This is a genomic window from Robiginitomaculum antarcticum DSM 21748 (assembly GCF_000365025.1).
GTDB lineage: Bacteria > Pseudomonadota > Alphaproteobacteria > Caulobacterales > Maricaulaceae > Robiginitomaculum > Robiginitomaculum antarcticum.
Genome location: NZ_KB823011.1, coordinates 87,924 through 111,111 on the forward strand (window position 1 = coordinate 87,924; position 23,188 = coordinate 111,111).

Here is a 23,188-nt window from a genome sequence, read left to right on the forward strand (position 1 = left end):
AACGAGGCACCTATGCAAAATCTAAAAACTCATCATAGCGATATTTTACGGGCAAGGCTCGCCATTACGGCGGTAGCCCTCGAATTTGGCATAATTGATATGCCGGTCAAGCGTCCGCGCGGCGGTAGCTCCAGGGTGAGCTTTGCACGTCAGATCGCCATGTATCTGACGCATACCGTGTATCAGATTAATCTGGCGCGTGTGGCGCGCGTCTATAGCCGCGACCGATCCACAGCCAGCCATGCCTGCCGCGTGGTCGAAGATTGTCGTGATGATCCATTTATGGACGCACGGATATCGCGGTTAGAGGCATTTCTCGAAAACGCGCCGCTCCCTGCCCCGGAGCTTGATGATGCATGAGCAAGTTCTTTTAAAACGCTTGATCGACGCTCAGGCCGTCATTATGCAAGACGGCTGCGACGGCGTGAAAAGCTATGCGGCGTATCCGCGGGGGGACCGCCGCACACGGCCCAGCTGTTTCATACCTGCGCAAATGCTAAAGCATTTCTTGGCAGACGGTGTTTGCGTCCCGACGTCGCGGGGCTTTGAGATTGTGCCTAGCGCCGCCCAAAGACATAGTGAAAAGGGCAGGGGCCTGCATAGCCATCAACACCGCGATATGGCGGTCGAAACCATAACCGACGCGTATGGCCGCTTTCGTCAGGCGCAGGTCAACCGTCATACCCGATCCCCGCTGCACCGCCTGGCCCGCCGGAAACGCCGCAGTGGCGAGCGTCTGTTCTCCGATGCTGAAATTGAAGCAGGTCACAGACTGGCGCGCGATTATGCGCGGTCCTCATTATCGGTCTCAGTGACCCAGAAATATGATGCTATTGGCGGAGGTTCGGGACATGGTGCGGAGGATATCAGCGCGGCGGCGATGGATGCGAAACGTCGTTACATGGACGCGCTGGACACACTTGGCCCCGGTCTTGACCGCATAGTGAGCGCTCTATGTTGCCATAATAAAGACATGACTGTGATTGAGCGCGACGAAGGTTATGCCCGAAACAGCGGACTGGCGGTTTTGAAACTGGGACTGCAGCGACTGACGCAGTTTTATGGTACGCAAGCGGGCTGCTCTTCCTGATGAGAGATTAGGCGACAAGCACCCATTTGTGCCTAAGACCGTCCAGAGCCTCGCGCAGACTTTCTATTAAATCGGATTTTAGCAGGTAACCGGCAATGTCGTGACGATGTGCGTCAATGATATCCTGGTCGCTATCCGAGGTTGTCATAACAAAAATATTGGCGACCGGAACATTTTTTGAGATGGAGTAAGCATCTAGAAACTCATGGCCGGACATGCGCGGCATGTTGAGATCCAGAAGGATAATCAGCTTGTCACCAAAGATCCCTTTATTCGCCGGATCGCGCAACAGTTCCAAAGCCTCAACGCCGTCAACGGCGCGTTTGATAGGATTGGCGATCCCGATTCTTTTGAAAGCGCGTTGCACGCTCATAAAATCGACGTCGTCATCTTCAATGACTAAAAATGTGAATGGAGACATATCAGATCCTAATTTGTGAGTTCGAATTCCGGATGGGCTTCAAAAAGTTTAGCCAATTTACGCTGAGATTCACGTAATGAGCGTGCCCGTCTTGACACAAGTTCCAAGGCCTGCGTGAGTTTGTCATGATCAAAGTACTGACCGTTCTCTTTTTCTATTTTCGATAATTGGGCTGTCGCATATCTAAAGATGGACAGAAAATAGCGCGATGCGGCTTCGCCCTTTTCCGTCAATTTCAATAATTTGCTTCGACCATCTTGGAAATTTTCAAACGATTCAACATAACCGTTACCGATTAACATGACGAGCGAGCGCGTCACCGTTGCCGGGTCCTGACGCAACTCTTCCGAAATTTCGGTCGCGCTAATATCATATTCTGATGCTGCGATAGCGTTAAGCACGCGCAGTTCACGGATTTTTAGATTAAATTTTCCGTTAAAGGCCGGTAGAATAGATTTTTTAACAAAGTCGGTATAATCCCCGGAAATCCATTCCGAATATGACAAATATTGTAAATCTGCCAAGCTTTTTGTGTCCATTTGAAATTACTCCGAAGACATACATTAATGTATGCGATAAATTATGAACCTGATATCACCCCATGGATAATCAGATCGCTAATACGACTTAATGTACTTACCCCATTCAGACCTTCCAAAAGGTTAAGTTGAAGGGCTACTTCACAAATAAAGAGTTGAAATTACAGACACTTTACATGTGTACGGGGGAGAGTCTTATTTGGATGCCCGCATAGCGGCATCTCGCTGTATGCGCTCAACCATAGCGCCCAGGCCGTTGGCGCGCTGCGCAGAAAGATGTCCGGATAAATCCAGAGAATCAAATATGGGGCGTGCCTTTGTAGCTGTGATTTCGCTAGCGCGTCGCCCGGAGTATATTTTTAAGGCCACAGCAATCAGGCCTTTGACGATAAAGGCGTCGCTATCGCCCCGGTATGTCATAATGGGATCATCGCCGTCTGCGGCTTCGCTGACCAGCCAAACCTGGCTGGCACAGCCCTTAACGCGCGTGGCCTCATTGCGCTCGCCCTCCATCAAGGGGGCAAGCGCTTTGCCCATCTCTATGACATGCATATAACGCTCCTCCCAATCCCCAAGAAAGGTAAAGTCGTCGACCATGTCTTGTATGTGATCCGGATGATCGGTCATATAATGTTAAATCCCCGAAATAAATTCAGGCCTTAATAACCGCCTTCGCTCAGACATTCTGACACGTCTTTTAGCTCATGCTCGGCAACGCAGAACGCATCTTCGAACTTGAAATGTCCAGCGGCCAAGCACTGCTCGGTATGCAGGCGCGCCCAGTTCAGACACCGGTTGAGGCCGACATCGACGGTATAGTTGGCGATCCATGTCGAGCTGTTTTTACCCGATGTACCCAGCACGTCCAGCGCACCCAGTGTCAGGGCTTTTGCGGCATTTACGCTGACGGTAGCCTCATTAGAGTAACTGGCCGGCTTGCCGGCTTTACCATAAGCCTGCCAAAATGCGGCACTGCGGGCCGCGCCATCATAGTCTGTTGACAGCACGGTTCCCGCAGCAGCAATTGAGCGCTGGGAGCTTTGAGGCAGCGTTACGGAATATTTCTGAGCGTCCTTGAATTTTGTGAGACGCGCCTTGCGGTTACCCGCGCGCATATTTTTCCATTTAGGATCTTTTTGCAGCTCATAAGATTGAGACTTTATTGCGGCGGCGGCACTGTCAAAGGTCGATATATCATCTTGCCATGCGGCCTGAATATCGCGTGCGGCGTCATAAGCCCCCGCGAAGGTCAAAGCGTAATTGGGGTCTGAGTATAATTTAGAAACCAGCGTATCGGCGCCTTCTGCGGTGGCGCGGTCAATAATGCTATCGACAAAGGCCGGGTTTTGCGCGGCAATCAATCCCCCATAGCTGAGAAGTCCTGCCCCGGTGCGCTGTGTAAACACACCTGCCAGACCGTCCAGATGACCGTTAAGATCCTCGCGCGTTTGTATGGGAGTATAAGCGGCTTGCGCTACGCGCTGCATGGTTGAACCATGGTAAGCAGCATCGCGAACGAGCACGTCTTTCATGCGGGTTTCGACTTTGCGTTTTGGCGGGCTATAACGCGTGACAACAATCTCCGGTTCAACATAGACCGGCTCGGGCTCAGGCTCAGGCTCTACGACAGGCGGTGGCGTTGCGCAGGCCGCTATTAAAAGCGCGAGTAGACTAATAGAGCAAATTGCGTTGCGTTTTTTCATGTTATCTCCTTGATCCACACCTTATAATGTGAGTCGTAAGCAAAGTTTGGGTGAAAGCAAGTTCAATACGCTCGCTCTACAGGTGAATAGGGTGGTCATTGTTAAGACTTTGACTTCATCTATTCAGACTTGTCGTTAACACACAGTAAACGGGACATTATGACCAGCCTCTCTATCCTAGATAAATCTGCCGGACAGCGCGTGAGATTGGCCAGCCTCGTATGGCTGACCATCATATTTGCTGCCGGAATGACGACATTTCTAGCGCTGGAATTCGACAGTATCTGGCCATATGCGGCCGGGGCGATGGTGCCGGGTCTTATCGGATTGATCCTGTCGCCATTTATGAACCGGGAATGGGCGCAGGTGGCGCTGTTGTTTTCCTGGATTGCATTGGCCGTCATCGCCGTATTGGCTATGGCTTTTCTGCCTATGGCGATATTGTTTTTATGTGTTCCTGCGGTCGCGTCATTGTTTCAGCGCGAGCGGGTTATAGAGGCATTGGTTCTGGCCGCGCTGGCGGCAGGGGCAAGCTTCTATGTTGTTAAATTCGGATTGGGGCCGGAGTTCGAGCTGGGCGAAACGGCCTCGCGCTGGGCTGAAATTACGGCGCCTGTCGGCACAATTGTGTTCATGATCGGCGCTTTATTTGCCGCATCCTACTCACGTAAGGACTTGCTGGTTACTCATGCAGAGGCCCTGCCAGCATCGGAAGCGGATATTCTGGATGTTTATCCCGGCGCGGCTTTTAGCACAGATGAGGATCACAGGGTCAGATATTCTACGCCCTTTGCGCGTGAGCTGTTTTCAAAAGATGGCGAAGCGTTTGACGGCGCAAAAATGGGTGAGATTTTGGGACTTAGCATTCGCGATGGCGCGGCTGTTAACGAGGCGCTGTCTGCGGCAATCAATAGTGGTCTTAATCAGCGCACCATCGTCCAGATTCCGGCTGAGGCATCCACTGCAGAGCGCGACAGCTCTGTGCAGCTCGATATTATTCCAAAGTCAAAAAACGGGGCTTATATCTATGCCCGCGATATTACAGGCGCGATGAATGAAGTCGAACGTCTGCGCGAGCAAAGCCGCGATGCCGACAGCCTCTCGCGCGATAAAGATTTATTTTTTGCCGGCGTCAGCCACGAATTGCGCACGCCGCTCAATGCGATCATCGGATTTTCCGATATGATGCGCTCGCGTCTGTTCGGGCCTTTGCCGGGCAAGTATAGCGAATATGCCGATTTGATACATGATAGCGGTCAACATATGCTCGATCTTCTCGGCGACGTGCTTGACATGTCTAAAATCGAAGCCGGTCAATATACGCTGACCTATGATAATTTTGATTTGGCGGATGTCGTGCGAAGCAGTGTAAAAATGGTAGGCCCGCAAGCCGATAATGCGGAAGTGCTGATTGAACCGGACATACAGGATAGGACGGGATTGTTAATAAGCGCCGACCGCCGCGCCGTGCGCCAAATTCTTCTCAATTTGCTGTCTAACGCCATCAAATTCTCCGAAAAAGGCGGCCGCATCGTCCTCAAAGTCAGCGCAAATGACGAAGCGGCAACCATCCGCGTCATTGATCAAGGCCGCGGTATGAGCGCCGAAGAACTGTCACATATTGGCAAGCCATATTCACAGGCCGGCTCAGCGCGTATGGTTGATAATCGCGGTACAGGGCTTGGATTATCACTCGTTAAATCATTGACAGAGATGCATGATGGCGAATTTGATATCGAAAGCTCTTCGGGCGACGGCACAACGGCCACCGTAATTATCCCGCGCGAGCGCAGCACATAAAGCAGCACATAAACTTGGCGACCCTGTAGAAAGCTAAACGCGTCTGGATTTTGGCGACGCTGTCACGAGAGTTAAAACGAGACTTATCCCGAGTAAAATAAGTAGCCACGTTTCTGACATGACGCGCTGGAATATGACATCGAAATTTAAAGCCGGCCCGATTTTGGCGCGGTTGAATCCCAGATCGCCGCTCCGGATAGCTCTCGCTTTTCCGCGTATATTTGCCGTGAAGTAATCCCAGCTAAAGCTCCGTTCAGACGCTATTTTTACAGGCGCTGAGCTAAAATATGTCCGGGCTTTTGCCGGATGTTTCAGCGCGGGAGGAAGGGCGTCTTGAACACTTATGTCGGTTATGTCTCTCCCCGGTCTCAGGGACGGGGCCTCGGTTTCGATTTGAACAGGCAAATCGACCGGTGAGGGCGCTTTCGCGTCGCTCTTACGGGGCGGCAGCCAGTCCGGACGCTTTAGCTCTGGCCAAGTCCATTGCCGCTTGGTCCATTGCGGCATGCTCAACTGGGGCCAGTTTACCTTTATCGCTTTGATTTTAGCAAATCCGCCACGCTTTGGCGTGGATCTTACGGGCACGTGAATTCCGCCGGCCTGTACGCCCATTACGCGGCGCGAGTTCCAGCGGGTTACAGATCCTGATAATTGCGCCCAGTGCTCTTTTCGGGCCAGAAGACTCACCGTGGCGTCAAACCGGACGCCTGGCGCGGAGCTGACGGCAATTACATTTTGCCCGCTGGACAGGGTATATATGGCCGCTAACCCGCCCATTTGGACGCGCTGTTGCGGGGACTTTGCGGCCAGCGCAAAGGCCGCGCGCTCATCCATACCTGCCACATCAACGGGCGAAATCCCCTCGGATAGGACAAGTGTTGAGCGCTTTAGACCTGCGCGGAATGATGACGGCGCGTCTTCGCGTAGGGCGACTGGAAAATCCATAGCGGGGAGAATAGCCACAATGTGTGCAGCAGGGCCGAAGGGCGCTTCGGGCAATGCATATTCAGCTTGGCTTAGCGCACGGCCTGATTGAGAGGCGCTCATCGCAAGTACGCGCAATGCCGCCTCACGGTTTGGCGCCTGTGACGGTAATAAAACCAGCGTTTTCACGCCGCCCTTCTCAGCAAAGACGCTACCGCCGGACGCAAATGCGCTTAGCGAATGCGCGTCCGGTGCACGGCCAAGACGTAATGTGCTGGACGACCCGATGCCGATGCCCGGCAACTCGACCCAATTGGCGCACCCCGTCGCGACAGAATCTAAAGTCGGGGCGATCCGGATTTGATTTGCGCCCGGACGAAGTTGACCTGCCGGAATATCAAATCCAACTGTTTTCGTGACATCATCCATTTGGGTGGAGCCCAGTAACTGGCCGTTCAGATCAATATCGACGCGGCTGGTTTTGGCGACAGAGCTATTGCGCGATAAGTGCAAGGTGATCTGTCCGGCGCCCTGTCGCGTGTCTTCAGTGTAAAATGTGAGTCGCGCCGGCTCCGGGCGGTACAGATTTTCAAACGCAGTATTGCCTAATGCGTTTAAGCCCCGGGTTTCGTCCGGGTGCAGGCGCGTGCGCGTCATGTGAGGCTGCAAGGTAAGCTGCGTAAGGCTGATTGTCTCCACTCCGAACGCGGGCAAGCTGTAACGGGCAAAGGCGCGGGCCAGAGCCATAACTTCCGCGTCCGTGTCTCCGGTTAAAATCAGGCCCATAGGCCGCGTTTGCGCCAGGCCCATAGCGGGCCCCGATCCGGACATTAATTTGGGGGCTTTGAGCTTTAACGGAGCCAGATCGGCGCGGGTCCCGATATAGATCGAAAATGAAGATTTACCGCGGGACAGTGAAATATCCGGAACATCGGTCATCCGCAGGCCGACGCCTTGCGCGGCCAAAGCTTGGTAGCTTAGGCGGGGCTCTCCGCGAGCAATTATCGAGATATGCTGCGGCGCGGTCAGCGGGCTTTTCAGGCGCGGCTCGACCTCGCCAATGTGATATGACCGGGCATTGCCGCGCGCGTTCAGGATGATGGCAGACCGGGCCATATCAATGGTCCACTGTCCATGACCGGGCAGCAGACAATCTGCGCCCGATGGCGTTTTATAATTAATCGTGACGCTGTTTTTTCCCGGACGCAGGCGGTCTTCCGGCAAGATAATTTCGGCCTCAAAAGGGTAACCGTCACTATGGACAGGTATGGGGTTTGATCCATTCAAACGGATCAGCAAAGGCGTGGATCTGCTGACACCGTCCTGAGGCGTTGCGGCAAGTCGTAAAACAAGGCTACGGGCATGATCGCCGCCGGGCATGTCAAATGTGATGCGGGCCTGCGGGCTGCGCCAATCCAGTATTTTCCCGGTGTCGCCCGTTAATTCATCCAGCCCCGCGCTTGCCGTATAGACATAGCGGGTCTTGTCCGGCCCCGGAACGACGGCGGCGTGGACGCTTATGGATAAAAAGACCCCCGCGCAGGCTAGAAAAAGCCAAATAAAGCTTGCGAAGATACGGAAATGGGACATTTTAGGCCGCCTTATGATGAACACGGCTTTCAATCAGCAATTTGGATGCCAGACCGGAGCGCAATCGTGGCCCCACGCCTTAAAACACATATTTTCGCAACGGCATTGGTTCGCCAAGCCCGCTCCGGCGGCGCCTTTGCCTATGTCATCAGTAAGGGTGACCCGGATTCGGGTAGTCTAGTTTTGCGGGTTAATAACTTAGCCGCAGAGAACCGGATTTACCGTCCTGTGACAGCGATGGATGGCGGGCGGCTATGGATGCAAAGTGCGGTGCTGAATGACGTCGAGGCACAAGCGCAGATCGGTAAATTACTCAGCTTTGACAGCGATATTTGGGTGGTTGAGATTGAAGATCGCGACGGACGGCATTTCTTGACGGAAGAGGTTCGAAGAGAAATTTAGACCAGCGCCTTCAGGCTTTCTTTCGGTCAAAATCACATCCCGCACCTTGCGCGTCTGCGGCGCTCTGTTATGACCGCGCCATGAGCCAGCACCCGTCACAAACCCGCCGCGTATTTGCGATTATTTCTCATCCCGATGCGGGTAAGACGACGTTGACGGAAACGATGCTCTTATCTGCGGGCGCGATTCACCAAGCGGGGCGGGTAGCGGCGCGCGGCGAGGCGCGGCGGACGCAATCGGACTGGATGAAAATTGAGCAGGAACGCGGCATTAGCGTTTCCTCATCCGTGATGACATTTGAGCATAAAGACCTGACCTTTAACCTGCTCGATACGCCGGGCCATGAGGATTTTAGTGAAGACACTTACCGCACGCTGACCGCCGCTGACAGCGCGATCATGGTGCTGGATGCCGCCAAGGGCATAGAGCCGCAAACGCTTAAACTGTTTGAAGTCTGCCGGATGCGCAATATTCCGATTGTCACCTTTATCAACAAACTTGACCGCGAGGCCCGCGATCCGTTTGAGACATTAGCCGAGATTGAAGACAAGCTTCAGCTCCATGTTGTGCCGATGCAGTGGCCCGCTGGATCGGGCCGCCGCTTTGGCGGCATGGCGGACCTGCGAAATGATAAATTCTATCCGTTCTCCGCAAATGCCGATCAGCAGCCCGCCGCGATTGAGTTTACGCCCGAGTGTTTGAGCACAGCCGGACTTGACGACGTGCTCATCGATGAGGTCATTGAGGAAGCTGAACTCGCCAAGGAATATCCCGATTTTAAGCTCCAGTCCTTTTTGGACGGAGATATGACGCCGGTGTATTTCGGCTCAGCGCTGCGTAAGTTCGGCATTACCCAGTTGATCGACGCGCTGGCCGAATTTGTTCCGGGGCCGCAAACCGAGACGGCCAAGAAGAACGGACAGCCCGTCGAGATTACGCCAAGCAGTAAAGAAGTCTCGGGTTTTGTCTTCAAAGTTCAGGCCAATATGGACCCGAACCACCGTGACCGGGTCGCCTTTGTCCGTCTGTCTTCGGGAGAATTTAAGCGCGGCATGAAGCTCAAAACGGCCGAGAATAAAACTATATCAGTTCACAATCCGATCCTGTTTTTCGCCCAAGACCGCGAGCTGGCCGATAATGCCTATGCGGGTGATGTCATCGGCGTGCCCAATCACGGCGCGCTACGCGTAGGCGACAGCCTGTCGGAGAGCGGCAAATTGCGCTTTGCGGGCATCCCGAATTTTGCGCCGGAAATTTTGCGCCGCGCCCGCCCGCTTGATCCGCTCAAAGCTAAGCATTTGCGCAAGGCGCTGGAAAGCCTCGCCGAAGAAGGCGTGACGCAGCTTTTCCGTCCGGCCATGGGCAGCGATATGATTGTTGGCGCAGTGGGCAGTCTCCAGATTGATGTGATGGCGGAGCGGATCAAAACGGAATATAATCTTGAAGTGGTCTTTGAGAGCGCAATTTACCAAATTGCGCGCTGGGTATCGGGTGAGCGCGAGGCGGTGGAGGCCTTTGCCGCGAAAAACCAGGGCGCTATGGCGACGGATCTGGACGGCGCGCCGGTCTTGCTGGCTAAATCGGCTTGGGATGTCGGCTACGCGCAGGATAAAAACCCGGAATTAAAATTCCTTAAGACGAAAGAGCGGAGTTAGCGGGCGGCAAAATATTAAAGGTGACACGCTTCAATATTATCTAAAACTCACTATATCCATTTTGCCTTTCTTGGTTTTGTGTAAAGCTAAATTATGTTTCGTGCTTCGATTTTGACACTAATAGCAATAGCGCTTGCAGGCAGTGGCTTGTTACTGTGGTATAAATCTCATTCGACTTTTCAAGACGGCACGCCGGATGACCGGGTGCTGGCCGCGATGCAATCCATTGTTTGGGACGCCGATGCAGCGCTTGTCGAGACAGGAGTATTGCCGAATATATTAGAAGATTTGTCAAAAGTACATAATTGGCCCGGTTCAATTGAACCGGATTACCCAATCTCCTATCGAGGTCTAAATGATTCCGGTATTGAGCTTTGCGCTGAATTTGAAAATCCATCTAAAGGACAGGACATTGCCCGACCTTTCTTTGATGTTATGGTTGGGCTTCATCTTGATTTGAGCACTTCTCGTGAAAAGAGTGGCCTATATTGTTATACTATCAATCTTGTAAAGCCGCCTGATAATGAAAGACATGATGGTCTACTCTATAGAGAGTTAAACGCCGCAGCGACTTCGCTTGAGTGTTCTTTCTCGGCTACCAGTAAATTGCCATCAGATGACGTCGATGTGCAGAGATTTATCGACCATAACCTTGCGAAAAACTCGTGCAATATAGGTAAATTTGTTGGCAAATTTATTGGGAAATCAGGTCAACAGATTAGATATTCTAATATCAGTGAAAACACCTTTCAGCTCTGCGCGGAGTTTAAGGAGGCTTACAGCTTTGCTGACAAGCCATTACCTGTTTTTGATCCCCAACAGGATTCAAGATTTGCTGAGTTCATCCAAGAGAGAGATGAGGCAGGTGAGTTTTGCTTTGAGATAAAAATGTTGCGTCCTGAAATCCCTGCCTCAGAACCGCTATATCAATGGGAAGATTATATTGACGTCCAAAGTTACCCTATCAAGCAGCGCGCCAGCATTAAAAAAGACAAGCGCGCAATTGGTGACGCGGTAAATGTTCTCAGGCTCGTAAGATGCGCATACACGATAGACGGCTCAGTGCCTGTTTCAATAGATCAGGCAATCCAAACGGTGGCGCAAAGTCCAAATGTTGCTGAAAGATATATTTGCGGTTGGATTCCGAGCTTTTATGAGGCGCCTTATAACTCCCCGGTTGCGAAATATGAGCCAATAGATGATCGCCAAATCCGCGTTTGTGCTCAATTTGAGAATGTGTGGGAGCAGCCTCTTAAAATCCATTTCAGCGGCGGCGCTGTGAAAAATTGGCCAACAAGTTTGCATGAATTACAAAAACCCATCGAAAACCCCGGCCGGCATTGTTACGCTGTCTCTCTTACTGCGATTAGAAGCGGTGAGTAATTAATTGAGTTTGAGCGCGTACTTTTTTTGAAGACGAAAGAGCGGAGTTAGGAATTCTCGTCTGAGGTGATTGAGAAAAAACTTCTTTTACGGTCTAGTTCGGTGCTGGCTGATTTATTGTTTCAACTCTATCATTTTCAAATGCATTCAGGATCTTCTTAAATTCACCCGCTCGCAGCGTGTTTGGAAATATTTCAATATATTTCTTAATCTGCTTAATCGCTTTGTTGCTATCGCCCTTGTAAATGTGAAGAAATACATATCCGGACTCAATATCAGCATCCTGATCGGGCGCAAAGTGAGCCCGTAATGTGTCGAGGCTTTTTTCAGCTTCATCGAGGTGGGTAGGTGCGATTGATAGGAAAAAATAAGTGGCAGAAAAATTACAAGGTACAGACATCGGATATATATCCAGACAGGTCGTTATGGTTTCCATAGCTATCTCGCCGCTTCCTGTTACGTCCATATTGTGGCCTTGACGATAAAGCTCTGATTTTAGTGCGAGAACATTTTCGTCGCGGAGGTCGGATTTTGCGTGTGCCTCGGCTTCTGAAACCAAGACAAGCCATGCGTTGTAAACTTTGTCGCGCTCAGCTTCACTTTGAAAGTTTGGCGGATAACTGCCGATAAAGGCATTCATCCCTCTGGAGATTTGAGCGAGTTTGGCGAGCGGCATTGTAGGCGTGCTTTTATCTACGACATTTAGTTCCAAACTTTTCTTGCTTATTCCGGTGCCGGGTATGGTCTGGGCCGACACGGTCAGTGTCATTGCGCAAAATAAACTAGCGAAAATCAACGTGTATATTTGTTTCATGATGCTAGCAGTTTATATTTTGAGGTGTTGAACTCAAGACTTTCTAGCATGAAATCTAACAACAAATATCAACCCTCAAACACAACTTGGCGCGGGTCTTGAAAGGGGGAGGGCAAATCGTCTCCGTTTTGAAAGACCGTCCCATGATCGAGCAATTATTTCATCCGCAAGTTCTGGCGCCCGGTATCATGTTTTTGATTACGATCGTTTTCGGGGCGATATTCTGGTGGCCGGCCATGCGGTTTCCCCGTAAAAATAAGCTTGTTAATTTCTACTGGGTTGGGTTCTGGGCTTTTCTGGCGGCTATTGCGGCCATGTCCGGCGCGCAGGCCACGCTGATGTTGGCGGGCGTAAATGTGGACAGCACGGCCAATGCACTGCTCAACGCCCTGACCCTCACTTTCGTGATATTTGTGGTGTTTGCGTGGTTTCGGCTTGCTTTGCTCGGCGCGGGCAAATTGGTTTCAAAAATTCAACATTAAAACCCTCTGGGCCTAATGCGGCATACCGCCCGCAAGCGGCATAGCCTGCATGTTGACCGCAATAGCGGGCAACGGCACAGTCGTTACAACGGGGCGGTCAGGATCCTCATTAGGACGCTCGCTATAGAGAGGCATACGCTGCTGTGGCGGTGCATTATCATCATATAAAGAACCATAGAGCCGGTCCATAGCGGGCGCGGGATTATACGGCGCGGCCATAATTTGCGGCACGGGGTTGGGCATATTTAGGGGTCGGACTATGGGGGCGGGCTGCGCCGGGGAAGGTCTTGCGACAGGCGCGGCTTGGACAGGCTGTGGAAGGGGCGTAATTTGCCTCTGTATTCCTGCATTTGGCTGCATCGGCATAGGGCGGTATATTGGCGTAACCGGCGCCGGACTCATGAGAGGAGCAGGGCGGGATATGCCCGCAAGTGGCGCGCGATAACGGGCGGGCGAGGTGACCGGAGGCTGGGATTGCCGCGGCGGTACCACAGGTAAAGCCCGGGGCGCGATGCGGACTTGGCGGCGAATAACCGGCGGCGCGGTAGGGACCGGGCGGCCAATCTGTGTGGTATGCGTTCCGGCTTGTATTAGGCGCCCGCGCGCAGCGGGCTGCGCGACCAAAGCGGCGCCGCTTTGCGCGTAGGGGTGGGACATGGCCAGGCCGGATGTCGCGTTAAGCTCGCACCGTCCAGCGTGATTAACGGCGCGGCTCGGCAGGAAATTCCAGCCCCGGCACTGGGCATCGCCCGCGCACTGCATCTCGCATATTTGCGCGCTCGGGGCGGGGGTGGCCGCGTAAATCTGGCCGCTGCGATAGGTGTTAAGATCGGACGCCGCTATAGGCAGAGTGAAAGTTACGGCAAAAATGATGAGGGCTGCACGCATAAAAATCTCCGTATAGAGATTAAATCTGTGCTGATTTGGTTTACGCGGCGTTAACCATAACGCGCAGCGCTTCGGTTTTTCTAACTTAGCGGTGCGCCCAGAACCATGGTCCAGAAGACTTTGTATTCTGTGTCTTTTTTATAGGTCATAGCGATGCCGATATCCGTCACATTTTCGGCCAGAAGGTTTTGATTGTGACCCGGACTGTCTTTCCACCCTTGAAACACGGCGTCCCATGACAGCTGTCCGCAGGCGACATTTTCCGCCGCCATGCGGAAATCATATCCTTGTGCTTCAACACGGGTGTCGAGCTGTGACCCATCAGAGCTACTATGCGAGGCGTCGTCCATTTCCGACTGGTCATCACTGTGGAGTTGTGCGGTGACATTCAATTGGGGGTGCAGGCGCACAGGCGCAAGGCCATGCTGGGCGCGGTAAATATTCAGATCAGTTTCAGCCAGCAGCAGGTCGAATGGCTCCGGAATGCGCGCCTCGAACGGGGAGTCTTCGCCTTCGCCATTATTAAGGTTGCAGACCGCGCTGACATGCTCGCCGCGAATGGTTTCAGTATAAATAGAGCCGACGCAGTTTATCTTGTCGCCGCGGCATAGCGCCGTGCAATCTGAGCGAGTTTGAACAGGCAAGGATTGATATGTGCCGTCAATTTTCACGGCCGCAGCCGCCGGGACGGAAAGTAATAAAAATCCTGCTAGTGCAGGCAGAGCTTGCTGCCTTACCGTCATCCTGACCTCTTTGGTATATGCGTGAGCGTGTTTTATGCCTGAAAACTCTACTTTAGGCACGTTAAATTTTGGTTGTGTTGATGACCTAAAGGTTAACGCTAAGGCGCGCCCGCGCTTCCTGACTTATTGCCATTGGCCAGATCGCGCTCGGCGACCAGAGCGTCGCCTAGGCTCTGATAGAATTTAATGCTGGCCAGACGCGCGGGATCATTAATATCAGGATCAGAGGTTTTTAGCTCTTTTTCCGGCAGACCTTTATGGACGACGGCCATATGGGCGGCCCAGACATCGACGGGAAGCAGCCCGCCTGTGACTTTTTTCATGGGCGAGTTGTCGTCATTACCCATCCAGACGCCTGTAATATATTGCGCGGTGAAGCCGACGAACCACGCATCGCGAAAGTCCTGTGAGGTTCCCGTCTTTCCGCCAATAGGGCGGCCACCGAGCCTTGCGCCGTAACCTGTTCCGGAGCGCACGACATCGCGCAACATAGACGTCATTTGATGCGCGTAGATATCAGAATAAACCCGCACCCCTTTGCGGGCTTTGCGCGCATAGAGCACATTTTCACGTGTATCCGTGACTTTCGTGACGAGATAAGGCGTATATTGCTGGCCTTCATTGGCAAACACCATATAGGCGCCTGTCATATCAACCAGTGTGACTTCAGAGGCGCCCAATGCGATGGAATAATGCGCCCCGAGTTTTGAGCGGATACCGAAACGGTTTGCCAGTTCGACGATACGCTGCGGGCCGATTTCTGCGCCGACCTGCGCCGCGACCGTATTGATTGAGAGTTTCAGCGATTCGCGAATCGTCATCGGGCCGAGATATTTTTCGGTGTAGTTTTCAGGCTTCCATCCGCCAATATTCACGGGCTGGTCCACACGCATTGTACCGGGCGTAAAGCCATTTTCCAAAGCGGCGGCATAGACAAAAGCCTTGAACGCGCTGCCGGGCTGGCGCTCCGCCTGCGCAGCGCGGTTATATTTGCTGGCGACATAATCACGACCGCCAATAATCGCCATCATGGCGGCGTCGTCGGTGGATAGAGTTACGAGAGCGCCCTCACTGACATTTCGGCTCTTTTTATGAGTCTCGATCACTTTATTGAGTTCCGTATGACCGGAGATCATCATATCGCGGTCCAGCGTGGTGTGAATGATCAGGTCTACAGCTTTTCCGCCAACCTTCCCGCGCGCCGATTCACTGGCCATATCAAAGGCAAATCCCAAAATATTTTCGGGAATGCTGCGGTCTTCACGGTCGATCAATATGGCGGGATTGGCTTCGGCCTCGCTCATCTGTTCAGTCGTGATCATACCCGCCTCGACCATGGCGCGCAGGACATCGCGCGCCCGGAGCTGCGCGGCAGGCAGGTTGAGACGCGGATCATATTTTGAAGGAGCCTGTGGCAGACCGGCCAGCATAGCGGCCTCAGCCAAGGTGACATCGCGCGCGCTTTTGCCATAAAATCGCTGCGCGGCCGCTTCGACGCCATAAGATGAGCCGCCCAAATACATGCGGTTCATATAGAGCTCGAGAATTTCCGCCTTAGTTAATTTGGTCTCAAGACGCTTGGACAGGATGGCTTCCTGAACTTTTCGCTTATATGTTTTTTCCGGAGTGAGAACCATGTTTTTGACAAGTTGCTGGGTCAGGGTCGACGCGCCTTGAACCTTATCCTGGGCTTTGAAATTGGCGAATATAGCGCGTAATATGGCTTTGTTATCGACGCCGGCATGTTCAAAAAACCGCTGGTCTTCAATAGCGAGGAAGGCATTGGGCAGATAGGGTGGCAATTCGGCAATTTTAACAGGCTTGCCATAATAAGGGCCGCGATGGCCGATAATATCACCATTTTTATCCAGTAAAGTGACGCTGGGCCGGATATTAAGTTGCCACATCGATTCTTGGGTTGGCAGCTCCGGCAAGCCATCCAGAAAAAAGCGCCGGCCTTCGAAAAACAGCAAGGCCGAGGCGATAATAAACGCTGCAAACAGGGTCAAACCCCATTTGATTCGTTTTTTCTTACGGTTATCATTCACCGCATGAACATCTGCACGGTAGGTGGCCATAATGGCTCTCTATCTTAAACGCTTATATATCGCTAGGACGCGTTCCACACAGATTAGGACAAAAATATGACGCAGGCGAGTATCCAGCCAAATTTTTGGGAAACGAAATCCCTGCGCGAGATGAGTAAGGCCGAATGGGAGTCCCTGTGCGATGGGTGCGGGAAATGCTGTTGCATAAGGCTGGAAGACGAAGATGACGGCGCTATTTATGTCACTAATTTATCGTGCAAATTACTGTGCACGCAAAAAGCCCAATGCAGTGATTACACGAACCGGAAATCCATTGTGCCGGATTGCGTGCAGATTACGCCTGAAAAAGCCGCGACCTTGAAGTGGATGCCGAAAACCTGCGCTTACCGCCTGATCGCCCATGGCGAGCCGCTGCCGGATTATCACCATTTAATTAGCGGGTCGCGCCAAACCATTCACGATGTCGGAATGAGCGTGGCCGGCGCGGTCACAAGCGAGGTCGAGGTTCCTGACGGGGAGCAGTATAAATATATAACCCAATGGCCGGGCGAGGATGAAATTTAATCCATCCCCCGTCATTTATTGCGGGTCATATTACCCCTATGACGACTTTGCCTCCTGCTTTTGACACAACTGCGATAAACCGCGCCATAGCCCGGCTGACCGACACGCTCGGACAGATGGCTGATGATCTCGAGACAGAGCCGCAACCCGAGCGCATGGACAAATTGGCCCGCGCGATCAGCGCCCAGCTCAAGGCACATGCCGACCTGACCGTTCACAATGACCGCGCGGCCAAGGCCTGCGAGCAGCAGAAATATACCGCCTATGAAGACCTCCCCCCGCCAAGTCCCGAAGACCGTAAACGGTTTATCGAGCGCCTCCTTATTATTGTCGATAAGATTGAGGCTGGGCAGCCGGTCCCGGATTCTACCACATAAGCTGGAGGGCAATGACCGCGCGCAGTTTCTGCACGATTGGCATGAACTTTGGGCCCGCGCCGACCAACAGGCCGATGACGGCAATGACGGGCAAGACTGGCTCATCTGGTTGCTATTAGGCGGTCGGGGCAGCGGCAAAACCCGTAGCGGCGCAGAATGGGTGCGAGAACAGGTGCATACCGACAAGGCCCGCCGGATCGCTCTTGTCGCGCCGAGCTATAATGATGCCCGCGAAGTCATGCTGGAAGGCGAATCGGGCCTGCTAAATATTGGCTATCCCTATGAGCGCCCGACCTATACCAGCTCGCGCCGGCGGCTTGAATGGCCCAATGGGGCGGTCGGGCAAATCTTTTCCGCCGAAGATCCTGACGGGCTGCGCGGGCCGCAATTTGACGCGGCATGGGCGGACGAGTTTTGCGCCTGGAGCTATCCCGCACAGGCCTTGTCCAATTTGCGCCTCGGGCTGCGGCTCGGCGCGCGCCCGCAACTGGTTATGACCACGACGCCCAAACCGACGCCGTCTCTGCGCGCGGTTTTAAATTTGGAGGACGTAAAACTATCCCGGGCGAGCACAGCGGATAATGCAGGCTTTCTCGCCCCGTCATTTATGAGCGCCGTGACGCAGAGTTATGGCGGGACGCGTTTGGGCCGGCAGGAGCTGGGCGGAGAACTGCTCGAAGATTTTGAAGGCAGTCTGTTTCCGCGCGCCCTGCTTGAGGTGGCATTGTGCAACACTGTGCCGGAGCTGGACAAAATTATCGTCGCCCTTGATCCCCCCATCACAACAGGGGACGGCGCGGATAGCTGCGGCATGATCGTGGCGGGCCGCGCAGGTGAAGGCCTTGCCGCGCGGGCCTATATCCTCGCCGATGTCACCGTGCAGGGCCTATCGCCGAAAGGGTGGGCGCGCCGCGCCGTCGCGCAGGCCGCCATATCCGGCGCGGACTACATCCTCGCTGAGGTCAATCAGGGCGGCGATATGGTGCGCACCATCATCAACGCCATTGATCCGTCCGTACCGGTGCGCGCCGCTTATGCACGGCGCAGCAAGACTGCGCGCGCGGAGCCTGTGGCGATGCTCTATGAGCAGGGACGGGTGAAGCATTGCACCGTGTTCCGGGAGCTTGAGGACGAACTGGCCCGCCTCGGCACAGCGGGGGCGGGGGCAAAAAGCCCTGACCGCGCCGATGCTCTGGTTTGGGCGGTTACAGAGCTATTGCTGGATTGCACTCAACCGAGAATGCGGGGGTTGTGAGCATTTAAAATTCTGTTCTTCCAGTCCTGCCGATAAAATCACATATAAGTTCACTCTATGTTCTATCTGTGCTAACCCGCATTTATGGAATGGATTATCATCATAATCGGCCTTGCCGCACTCCTCCTCTGGCTCGCCCGCCCCAAATGGACGCGGCCGCAAGTCAAGCCGCTACCCAACAATCAGGCCGGGGATTTTGCCCTTCAGCCTAGCCTATTTGTCAATAAGGCAGAGTTGGCGCTCTATCAGGTTTTACGGCGCGCCTGTCCGCCCGATTTTGCGGTTATGAGTAAGACCCGGATGGAGGATGTGATTGCGCCGCGCAGGGGGTTGGCGGCGCAGTACCGTTATGGTTTGCGCGGGCGTGTGAAATCGCGGCATTTCGATTTTCTGCTTATTGATTACCATGGCCGACCGCTGGCGGCGATAGAATTAGATGGATCCGCTCATATGCGGCCCGAATCGCAAATCAATGACGACGTGAAAACGGCGCTTTGCGCAGGCGCAGGCCTGCCGCTTTACCGCTTGAATGTCGGCGAGGATTTTACCCGTCAGAGCGCCGTGATATTTAACACTATCGCACAATTTGCACGTAAAAATTGACCGGAGCAGCGCGATGTCTTAACGCAGAATTAACCCTGTTTTGTGACATTGAGTCGGAATGATGGAGAGCCATATGGGACTGTTTAGAAAAGCGAAAACACCGACGCCGCGGCCCATAGATCCGGATCTGGCGCGCGCTGATGCGGCCCTGGCCGGACTGAACGCGGAAATGGCGGCGCGTCTTATTTCTTTGGCGTCTAAAACGGGCCAAATCGAGCCTTTGATTGAGGCCGTGGAGGCCATGTCAAAAGCCAATGCATTGTTCACCCATTCCTCCATCACCGAAGATCATGTGCGCATTCAAAAGGCGTTGGGGGATACCCTGCTTAAAATCGGACGTAAGGAAAATGACCGCCGCGCGCTGGAAGCCTCCATTCCCGCCTATCGCGGCGCCATCACTGTCGCCTCCATGTTAGGGTCGTCTCAATTGCGCAGCTCGTCGAAAAAGAACTTGGCTTTGGCACACAACCTCTTGGGGCACGATCCGGTCGCAGACATATCCTCACCCTTTGCAGCTTAAAGTCCAAAAACTTCAAACCCTTACAGCTTAAATTGATAGATTAATCCCCGCCGCCTGATTTCGCGGTAGCTTACAGCCATGGTCGGAAATGACCGTCACGGCCTGCAGCGCACTTTGATAGCGCAGCGGATAGCAATCGGATACTCTATGAAACACTGGCTTTGGCCATCCGCTGCGCATGGTGCGCCGCGACGCCCCTCTTCACATGATCAAAAATCAGCCTTGCCGCTTCAGTCGCTTTTTGCGCTGCACGGGGCAGGCCGCGCAAGTTGGACGCCGCGCAATTATGCGGCGCTGGCACGCGAAGGGTTTCAACGTAATGCTGTGGCTTATCGCTGCGTGCGTTTGGTCGCCGAGGCCGCCGCGTCTGTTGAAATCAGCTGTAGCCGCGACGTCAATATGCGTGAAGACGACCCCGCCGCGCAGCTTTTGCGTCGCCCGCACCCGCATTGCGGATACTCCGAGCTTATGGAGCAAATTTACGGCTATCTGCAATTATCCGGGCAGGCCGTTTTTCAAGCCGCGCTGGTCGATGAAATTCCGGCAGCCTTATTTGCGCTGCGCCCTGACCGCGTCACGCCTGTCACCCGCCGCGACGGACAAATCCTGCGTTATGAATATGACGCGGAAGGGCTGAAGCGCAGCTTTGCCCATGATCCTGTCTCTGGCAAAAACGTCATTCATACGATCTCACTTTTTCATCCGACCCATGACCTTGCGGGGTTCTCGCCGCTGGCCGCCGCCGCAAACGCCATAGACGTGCATAATGCCGGCGGGGTCTGGACCAAAGCTCTGCTGGATAATTCCGCGCGTCCCTCCGGCGCGCTGATCTATAAAGGCGCGGGCGGGGCTGATCATTTGACGGACAGCCAATTTGACCGTCTGAAATCTGAGCTGGAAGGCAGCCATAGCGGCCCGCGCGCGGCGGGGCGTCCGCTGCTGCTCGAAGGCGGGCTGGAATGGCGGCCCATGGGGCTGACCCCGGCGGATATGGATTTTACCGAAGCCCGCCGCGAAGCCGCGCGCGAAATTGCTCTGGCGCTGGGCGTGCCGCCCATGCTGCTCGGCATACCGGGGGATAATACTTACGCCAATTACCGCGAAGCCAATCAGGCGTTCTGGCAGCAAACCATCCTGCCGTTGGTGCGCAAAACGGCGCAGAGTCTGGAAGGCTGGCTGCGGCCTTGGTTTGGCAATGATCTGTGTCTGCGCGCTGATTTTGACAGTGTTCCGGCGCTGTCCGCGCAGCGTGAACAGCTCTGGTCCCGCCTTGCCGGGGCGGACTTTCTTACCGTTGACGAGAAGCGTGACATGGCCGGTCTTCCTAAGACGGGAGGCCCGTCATGAGCGCCGCGAACACCATTGAAACCGGCGGTAGAGGTTCCGTGCCTAGCCGCATTGACCGCACGCTAAACCTCTCAATTCTGTTCGCCATTTTCGTGCAAACGGCGGGCGTATTTATGTGGGCGGGCGCGGCGACGGCGCGGCTGGATAGTCTGGAAACCCAGGCCAGTGATGCCCGCGGCGTCAATGAACGCCTCGCCCGTATTGAAACGCAATTGGTCATGACCCGCCAGAGCTTGCAGCGTCTGGAGTCCCGTATTGACCGCGCGGCTAAAGAGGGAGGCACGCAATGAGTAGGCCTTCAGACGAGCTGCGCATAAGCGGCTATGCCAGCCTGTTTGGCGCGGTGGATCTGTCCGGAGATATTGTTCATCGCGGCGCCTTTTCCGCCAGCTTGCTGGCCCAAACCGGCCGCAAACTTCCCATGCTGCTCGGCCATGAGACCGAGCGTCCCATCGGCGTTTGGGACCGCGTGTTTGAAGACGCCTCCGGCTTATTTGTTTCGGGCCGGATTATCGGCGGCGAAGCGCGCACAGACCGTGCCCGCCGCCTTATTGAGACGGGCGCGCTGAGCGGGCTGTCCATCGGGTTTAAGACCCTTCGGTCTATCCCGAACGCCAAAGGCCGGGCGCTTATCGACCTTGATCTCTGGGAGGTGTCAATCGTGGCGTTTCCTATGTTGCGCGGCGCGCGCATCACCCAAATCGGCGCGCCGAGCTTAATAACCCAAACCTCACCCCAACAAGGAGTTTTAACGTGAGTAAAGTAATTGAAACAAAAATGAGCGGCGATGCATCTTTGCGTCACGCCCAAGCTGATTTCGCCAGCACATTTGCCGCCTTTAAGGCCGCTAATGATGAACGTCTGGCGCAGATTGAAGCCAAATCGGCGGCGGATCCGCTGCTGGCAGAGAAAGTCTCGCGCATAGACGCGGCGCTGCAGAGCCAGCAAGACCGCGTCACGCGCCTTACGATTAACGCGGCCACCCCCGGCGCGCAGCCTGAAACGCAAAACCGCAGCGAGGTTAAATCGGCTTGGTCGGGCTATATCCGCACCGGCGATACGAACGCACTTGCCGCGCTTGAAGGCAAGTCTTTAACGGTGGGGACAGACGCTGAAGGCGGCTATGTCGCGCCTGCGCAAACAGAAAGCCGGATTGACCGCGCCTTGACGGAAAGCTCGCCTTTTCGGCAAATTTGCACTGTGCGGCAGGTCGGCGCGAATAGCTATAAAAAGCCCGTTTCTGCAGACGGCACCAATGCCGGATGGGCCGGGGAAACCGATGCCCGACCAATGACGGACAGCCCCGTTTTGGAGCTGCTCGATATTCCAACAGGCGAGCTTTACGCCATGCCGGCGGCGACGCAAATGCTGCTCGATGACGGCGTGGCCGACGTTGATCAATGGCTGGCTGATGAAGTGCGCGACGTCTTTGCCGCGCAGGAAACGGCGGCTTTTGTCGGCGGCAATGGCGTCAATAAACCCAAAGGTATTTTGGGCTATAGCGCCGTCGCCAATAGCGCCGCGGGCTTTGGCACGATCGGCTATGTGCCGACCGGAACGGATGGTGGTTTTGATGCGGGCGCGCCCATCGACGCGCTGATTGAGCTCATCTATGCCCCCAAATCGCGTTACCGCGCGGGCGCGTCCTTTGTCATGAACCGCCGCACAGTCTCGGCTTTGCGCAAGTTTAAAGACGCCGACGGAAATTATATCTGGCAACCCGCGCAATCTGCAGGGCAGCCTTCGACCTTACTCGGCTATCCGCTAGTCGAGGCCGAAGACATGCCGGATATCGCAAGCGACACGACGCCGATTGCCTTTGGCGATTTTCGCCGCGGCTATCTGATTGTCGACCGCCAGGGCGTCCGCGTTCTGCGCGATCCTTATTCCGCCAAGCCTTACGTGCTGTTCTACACGACCAAACGTGTGGGCGGCGGGGTGCAGGATTTCGACGCCCTCAAGCTTTTGAAATTCTCTCTAAGCTAGCGACCCCCTAGCGGCCCGGTTACCCTCCCCGGAGCCGCGCGGCGCAGGTTTGAT

At 54.3% G+C, this 23,188-nt stretch carries 25 protein-coding genes; 16 read left to right on the forward strand and 9 right to left on the reverse strand.

All coding sequences use genetic code 11. The features are described 5' to 3' along the window. Positions 1 to 12 precede the first annotated feature (12 nt). Together H142_RS0100460 and H142_RS0100465 are read left to right on the forward strand one after the other, a co-directional pair. On the forward strand, positions 13 to 360 hold the full coding sequence (locus H142_RS0100460; RefSeq protein ID WP_017930123.1) for a helix-turn-helix domain-containing protein: 348 nt from the start codon (positions 13 to 15) through the stop codon (positions 358 to 360). Next, positions 350 to 1,090, forward strand: a complete 741-nt coding sequence (locus H142_RS0100465; RefSeq protein WP_017930124.1) for a DUF6456 domain-containing protein — start codon at positions 350 to 352, stop codon at positions 1,088 to 1,090. Before H142_RS0100460 ends, H142_RS0100465 begins: the two co-directional genes overlap by 11 nt. 7 nt (positions 1,091 to 1,097) lie before the next feature. Here H142_RS0100465 and H142_RS0100470 read toward each other — a convergent pair whose 3' ends face one another. The 4 genes from H142_RS0100470 to H142_RS0100485 all read right to left on the reverse strand — a co-directional run bounded on the left by H142_RS0100470 (position 1,098) and on the right by H142_RS0100485 (position 3,753). Further along, positions 1,098 to 1,511, reverse strand: coding sequence for a response regulator (locus H142_RS0100470; protein ID WP_017930125.1), 414 nt, complete (start codon positions 1,509 to 1,511; stop codon positions 1,098 to 1,100). Between the two features lie 8 nt (positions 1,512 to 1,519). Further along, positions 1,520 to 2,050 (reverse strand): MarR family winged helix-turn-helix transcriptional regulator, encoded by a 531-nt coding sequence (locus H142_RS0100475; protein ID WP_017930126.1) that lies wholly within the window; start codon positions 2,048 to 2,050, stop codon positions 1,520 to 1,522. 195 nt (positions 2,051 to 2,245) lie between these two features. Then, the gene (locus tag H142_RS0100480; RefSeq protein ID WP_017930127.1) at positions 2,246 to 2,677 is read right to left on the reverse strand and encodes a SufE family protein; all 432 of its coding nucleotides are present in this window, start codon (positions 2,675 to 2,677) and stop codon (positions 2,246 to 2,248) included. 32 nt (positions 2,678 to 2,709) lie between these two features. Next, on the reverse strand, positions 2,710 to 3,753 hold the full coding sequence (locus tag H142_RS0100485; protein ID WP_017930128.1) for a hypothetical protein: 1,044 nt from the start codon (positions 3,751 to 3,753) through the stop codon (positions 2,710 to 2,712). 159 nt (positions 3,754 to 3,912) lie between these two features. Between H142_RS0100485 and H142_RS15985 the strand changes: the two genes are divergently transcribed. Then, positions 3,913 to 5,553 (forward strand): sensor histidine kinase, encoded by a 1,641-nt coding sequence (locus H142_RS15985; RefSeq protein WP_017930129.1) that lies wholly within the window; start codon positions 3,913 to 3,915, stop codon positions 5,551 to 5,553. 33 nt (positions 5,554 to 5,586) lie between these two features. On the opposite strand, the gene H142_RS0100495 is transcribed toward H142_RS15985, so the two are convergent. Then, a complete protein-coding gene (locus H142_RS0100495; RefSeq protein WP_017930130.1) occupies positions 5,587 to 8,067 on the reverse strand; it encodes a cellulose biosynthesis cyclic di-GMP-binding regulatory protein BcsB in 2,481 nt (826 codons plus the stop codon). Between the two features lie 66 nt (positions 8,068 to 8,133). Here H142_RS0100495 and H142_RS0100500 point away from each other — a divergent pair, with 66 nt between their 5' ends. The 3 genes from H142_RS0100500 to H142_RS0100510 all read left to right on the forward strand — a co-directional run bounded on the left by H142_RS0100500 (position 8,134) and on the right by H142_RS0100510 (position 11,507). Then, complete coding sequence (locus H142_RS0100500) at positions 8,134 to 8,469, forward strand: DUF1491 family protein (protein WP_233341524.1); 336 nt, start codon at positions 8,134 to 8,136, stop codon at positions 8,467 to 8,469. A gap of 80 nt (positions 8,470 to 8,549) precedes the next feature. Further along, a complete protein-coding gene (locus tag H142_RS0100505; protein ID WP_017930132.1) occupies positions 8,550 to 10,124 on the forward strand; it encodes a peptide chain release factor 3 in 1,575 nt (524 codons plus the stop codon). Positions 10,125 to 10,217: 93 nt separating this feature from the next. Beyond that, the gene (locus tag H142_RS0100510) at positions 10,218 to 11,507 is read left to right on the forward strand and encodes a ubiquitin family protein (protein ID WP_033314781.1); all 1,290 of its coding nucleotides are present in this window, start codon (positions 10,218 to 10,220) and stop codon (positions 11,505 to 11,507) included. A gap of 94 nt (positions 11,508 to 11,601) precedes the next feature. Here the strand turns inward: H142_RS0100510 and H142_RS0100515 are convergent, their stop codons facing one another. Then, entirely contained in the window at positions 11,602 to 12,321 is a 720-nt protein-coding gene (locus H142_RS0100515) for a hypothetical protein (protein ID WP_017930134.1), read from the reverse strand. 143 nt (positions 12,322 to 12,464) lie between these two features. On the opposite strand from H142_RS0100515, the gene H142_RS0100520 reads away from it, so the two are divergent. Then, positions 12,465 to 12,803 (forward strand): hypothetical protein, encoded by a 339-nt coding sequence (locus H142_RS0100520; protein ID WP_026147668.1) that lies wholly within the window; start codon positions 12,465 to 12,467, stop codon positions 12,801 to 12,803. A 12-nt stretch (positions 12,804 to 12,815) separates the two neighbouring features. On the opposite strand, the gene H142_RS0100525 is transcribed toward H142_RS0100520, so the two are convergent. From H142_RS0100525 to H142_RS13740, 3 genes are all read right to left on the reverse strand, one after another. Next, positions 12,816 to 13,691: a PAN/Apple domain-containing protein gene (locus tag H142_RS0100525; RefSeq protein WP_017930136.1), complete on the reverse strand. Its 876-nt coding sequence runs from the start codon at positions 13,689 to 13,691 to the stop codon at positions 12,816 to 12,818. 80 nt (positions 13,692 to 13,771) lie between these two features. Then, the gene (locus H142_RS15990; RefSeq protein WP_017930137.1) at positions 13,772 to 14,434 is read right to left on the reverse strand and encodes a CAP domain-containing protein; all 663 of its coding nucleotides are present in this window, start codon (positions 14,432 to 14,434) and stop codon (positions 13,772 to 13,774) included. A gap of 98 nt (positions 14,435 to 14,532) precedes the next feature. Next, a complete protein-coding gene (locus H142_RS13740) occupies positions 14,533 to 16,512 on the reverse strand; it encodes a transglycosylase domain-containing protein (protein WP_017930138.1) in 1,980 nt (659 codons plus the stop codon). 66 nt (positions 16,513 to 16,578) lie between these two features. Here H142_RS13740 and H142_RS0100540 point away from each other — a divergent pair, with 66 nt between their 5' ends. From H142_RS0100540 to H142_RS0100580, 9 genes are all read left to right on the forward strand, one after another. Further along, on the forward strand, positions 16,579 to 17,046 hold the full coding sequence (locus tag H142_RS0100540) for a YcgN family cysteine cluster protein (protein WP_017930139.1): 468 nt from the start codon (positions 16,579 to 16,581) through the stop codon (positions 17,044 to 17,046). Positions 17,047 to 17,084: 38 nt separating this feature from the next. Continuing rightward, positions 17,085 to 17,423, forward strand: coding sequence for a hypothetical protein (locus H142_RS0100545; protein WP_017930140.1), 339 nt, complete (start codon positions 17,085 to 17,087; stop codon positions 17,421 to 17,423). Beyond that, positions 17,374 to 18,678, forward strand: a complete 1,305-nt coding sequence (locus tag H142_RS0100550; protein ID WP_233341526.1) for a DNA-packaging protein — start codon at positions 17,374 to 17,376, stop codon at positions 18,676 to 18,678. The genes H142_RS0100545 and H142_RS0100550 overlap by 50 nt, the downstream gene beginning before the upstream one ends. An 84-nt stretch (positions 18,679 to 18,762) precedes the next feature. Continuing rightward, complete coding sequence (locus H142_RS15995; RefSeq protein WP_017930142.1) at positions 18,763 to 19,281, forward strand: DUF2726 domain-containing protein; 519 nt, start codon at positions 18,763 to 18,765, stop codon at positions 19,279 to 19,281. Between the two features lie 73 nt (positions 19,282 to 19,354). After that, positions 19,355 to 19,801: a hypothetical protein gene (locus tag H142_RS0100560; protein WP_156811838.1), complete on the forward strand. Its 447-nt coding sequence runs from the start codon at positions 19,355 to 19,357 to the stop codon at positions 19,799 to 19,801. A 147-nt stretch (positions 19,802 to 19,948) separates the two neighbouring features. Then, positions 19,949 to 21,148, forward strand: a complete 1,200-nt coding sequence (locus H142_RS0100565; protein WP_156811839.1) for a phage portal protein — start codon at positions 19,949 to 19,951, stop codon at positions 21,146 to 21,148. After that, positions 21,145 to 21,438, forward strand: coding sequence for a hypothetical protein (locus H142_RS0100570; protein ID WP_017930145.1), 294 nt, complete (start codon positions 21,145 to 21,147; stop codon positions 21,436 to 21,438). Before H142_RS0100565 ends, H142_RS0100570 begins: the two co-directional genes overlap by 4 nt. Further along, positions 21,435 to 21,905, forward strand: a complete 471-nt coding sequence (locus H142_RS13750; RefSeq protein ID WP_017930146.1) for an HK97 family phage prohead protease — start codon at positions 21,435 to 21,437, stop codon at positions 21,903 to 21,905. Before H142_RS0100570 ends, H142_RS13750 begins: the two co-directional genes overlap by 4 nt. After that, entirely contained in the window at positions 21,902 to 23,134 is a 1,233-nt protein-coding gene (locus tag H142_RS0100580) for a phage major capsid protein (protein WP_017930147.1), read from the forward strand. The genes H142_RS13750 and H142_RS0100580 overlap by 4 nt, the downstream gene beginning before the upstream one ends. Positions 23,135 to 23,188: the final 54 nt, after the last annotated feature.

What these genes read in the sequence shown, in the direction of transcription:
- H142_RS0100545 (WP_017930140.1), top strand. Translation starts at nt 17,085, where the DNA reads ATGACGACTTTGCCTCCTGCTTTTGACACAACTGCGATAAACCGCGCC.
- H142_RS0100505 (WP_017930132.1), top strand. Translation starts at nt 8,550, where the DNA reads ATGAGCCAGCACCCGTCACAAACCCGCCGCGTATTTGCGATTATTTCT.
- H142_RS13750 (WP_017930146.1), top strand. Translation starts at nt 21,435, where the DNA reads ATGAGTAGGCCTTCAGACGAGCTGCGCATAAGCGGCTATGCCAGCCTG.
- H142_RS15995 (WP_017930142.1), top strand. Translation starts at nt 18,763, where the DNA reads ATGGAATGGATTATCATCATAATCGGCCTTGCCGCACTCCTCCTCTGG.
- H142_RS0100470 (WP_017930125.1), bottom strand. Translation starts at nt 1,511, where the DNA reads ATGTCTCCATTCACATTTTTAGTCATTGAAGATGACGACGTCGATTTT.
- H142_RS0100460 (WP_017930123.1), top strand. Translation starts at nt 13, where the DNA reads ATGCAAAATCTAAAAACTCATCATAGCGATATTTTACGGGCAAGGCTC.
- H142_RS0100475 (WP_017930126.1), bottom strand. Translation starts at nt 2,050, where the DNA reads ATGGACACAAAAAGCTTGGCAGATTTACAATATTTGTCATATTCGGAA.
- H142_RS0100510 (WP_033314781.1), top strand. Translation starts at nt 10,218, where the DNA reads ATGTTTCGTGCTTCGATTTTGACACTAATAGCAATAGCGCTTGCAGGC.
- H142_RS0100570 (WP_017930145.1), top strand. Translation starts at nt 21,145, where the DNA reads ATGAGCGCCGCGAACACCATTGAAACCGGCGGTAGAGGTTCCGTGCCT.
- H142_RS0100560 (WP_156811838.1), top strand. Translation starts at nt 19,355, where the DNA reads ATGGGACTGTTTAGAAAAGCGAAAACACCGACGCCGCGGCCCATAGAT.
- H142_RS0100520 (WP_026147668.1), top strand. Translation starts at nt 12,465, where the DNA reads ATGATCGAGCAATTATTTCATCCGCAAGTTCTGGCGCCCGGTATCATG.
- H142_RS0100515 (WP_017930134.1), bottom strand. Translation starts at nt 12,321, where the DNA reads ATGAAACAAATATACACGTTGATTTTCGCTAGTTTATTTTGCGCAATG.
- H142_RS0100565 (WP_156811839.1), top strand. Translation starts at nt 19,949, where the DNA reads ATGAAACACTGGCTTTGGCCATCCGCTGCGCATGGTGCGCCGCGACGC.
- H142_RS15985 (WP_017930129.1), top strand. Translation starts at nt 3,913, where the DNA reads ATGACCAGCCTCTCTATCCTAGATAAATCTGCCGGACAGCGCGTGAGA.
- H142_RS0100495 (WP_017930130.1), bottom strand. Translation starts at nt 8,067, where the DNA reads ATGTCCCATTTCCGTATCTTCGCAAGCTTTATTTGGCTTTTTCTAGCC.
- H142_RS0100465 (WP_017930124.1), top strand. Translation starts at nt 350, where the DNA reads ATGATGCATGAGCAAGTTCTTTTAAAACGCTTGATCGACGCTCAGGCC.
- H142_RS0100540 (WP_017930139.1), top strand. Translation starts at nt 16,579, where the DNA reads ATGACGCAGGCGAGTATCCAGCCAAATTTTTGGGAAACGAAATCCCTG.
- H142_RS0100480 (WP_017930127.1), bottom strand. Translation starts at nt 2,677, where the DNA reads ATGACCGATCATCCGGATCACATACAAGACATGGTCGACGACTTTACC.
- H142_RS0100485 (WP_017930128.1), bottom strand. Translation starts at nt 3,753, where the DNA reads ATGAAAAAACGCAACGCAATTTGCTCTATTAGTCTACTCGCGCTTTTA.
- H142_RS0100525 (WP_017930136.1), bottom strand. Translation starts at nt 13,691, where the DNA reads ATGCGTGCAGCCCTCATCATTTTTGCCGTAACTTTCACTCTGCCTATA.
- H142_RS13740 (WP_017930138.1), bottom strand. Translation starts at nt 16,512, where the DNA reads ATGGCCACCTACCGTGCAGATGTTCATGCGGTGAATGATAACCGTAAG.
- H142_RS15990 (WP_017930137.1), bottom strand. Translation starts at nt 14,434, where the DNA reads ATGACGGTAAGGCAGCAAGCTCTGCCTGCACTAGCAGGATTTTTATTA.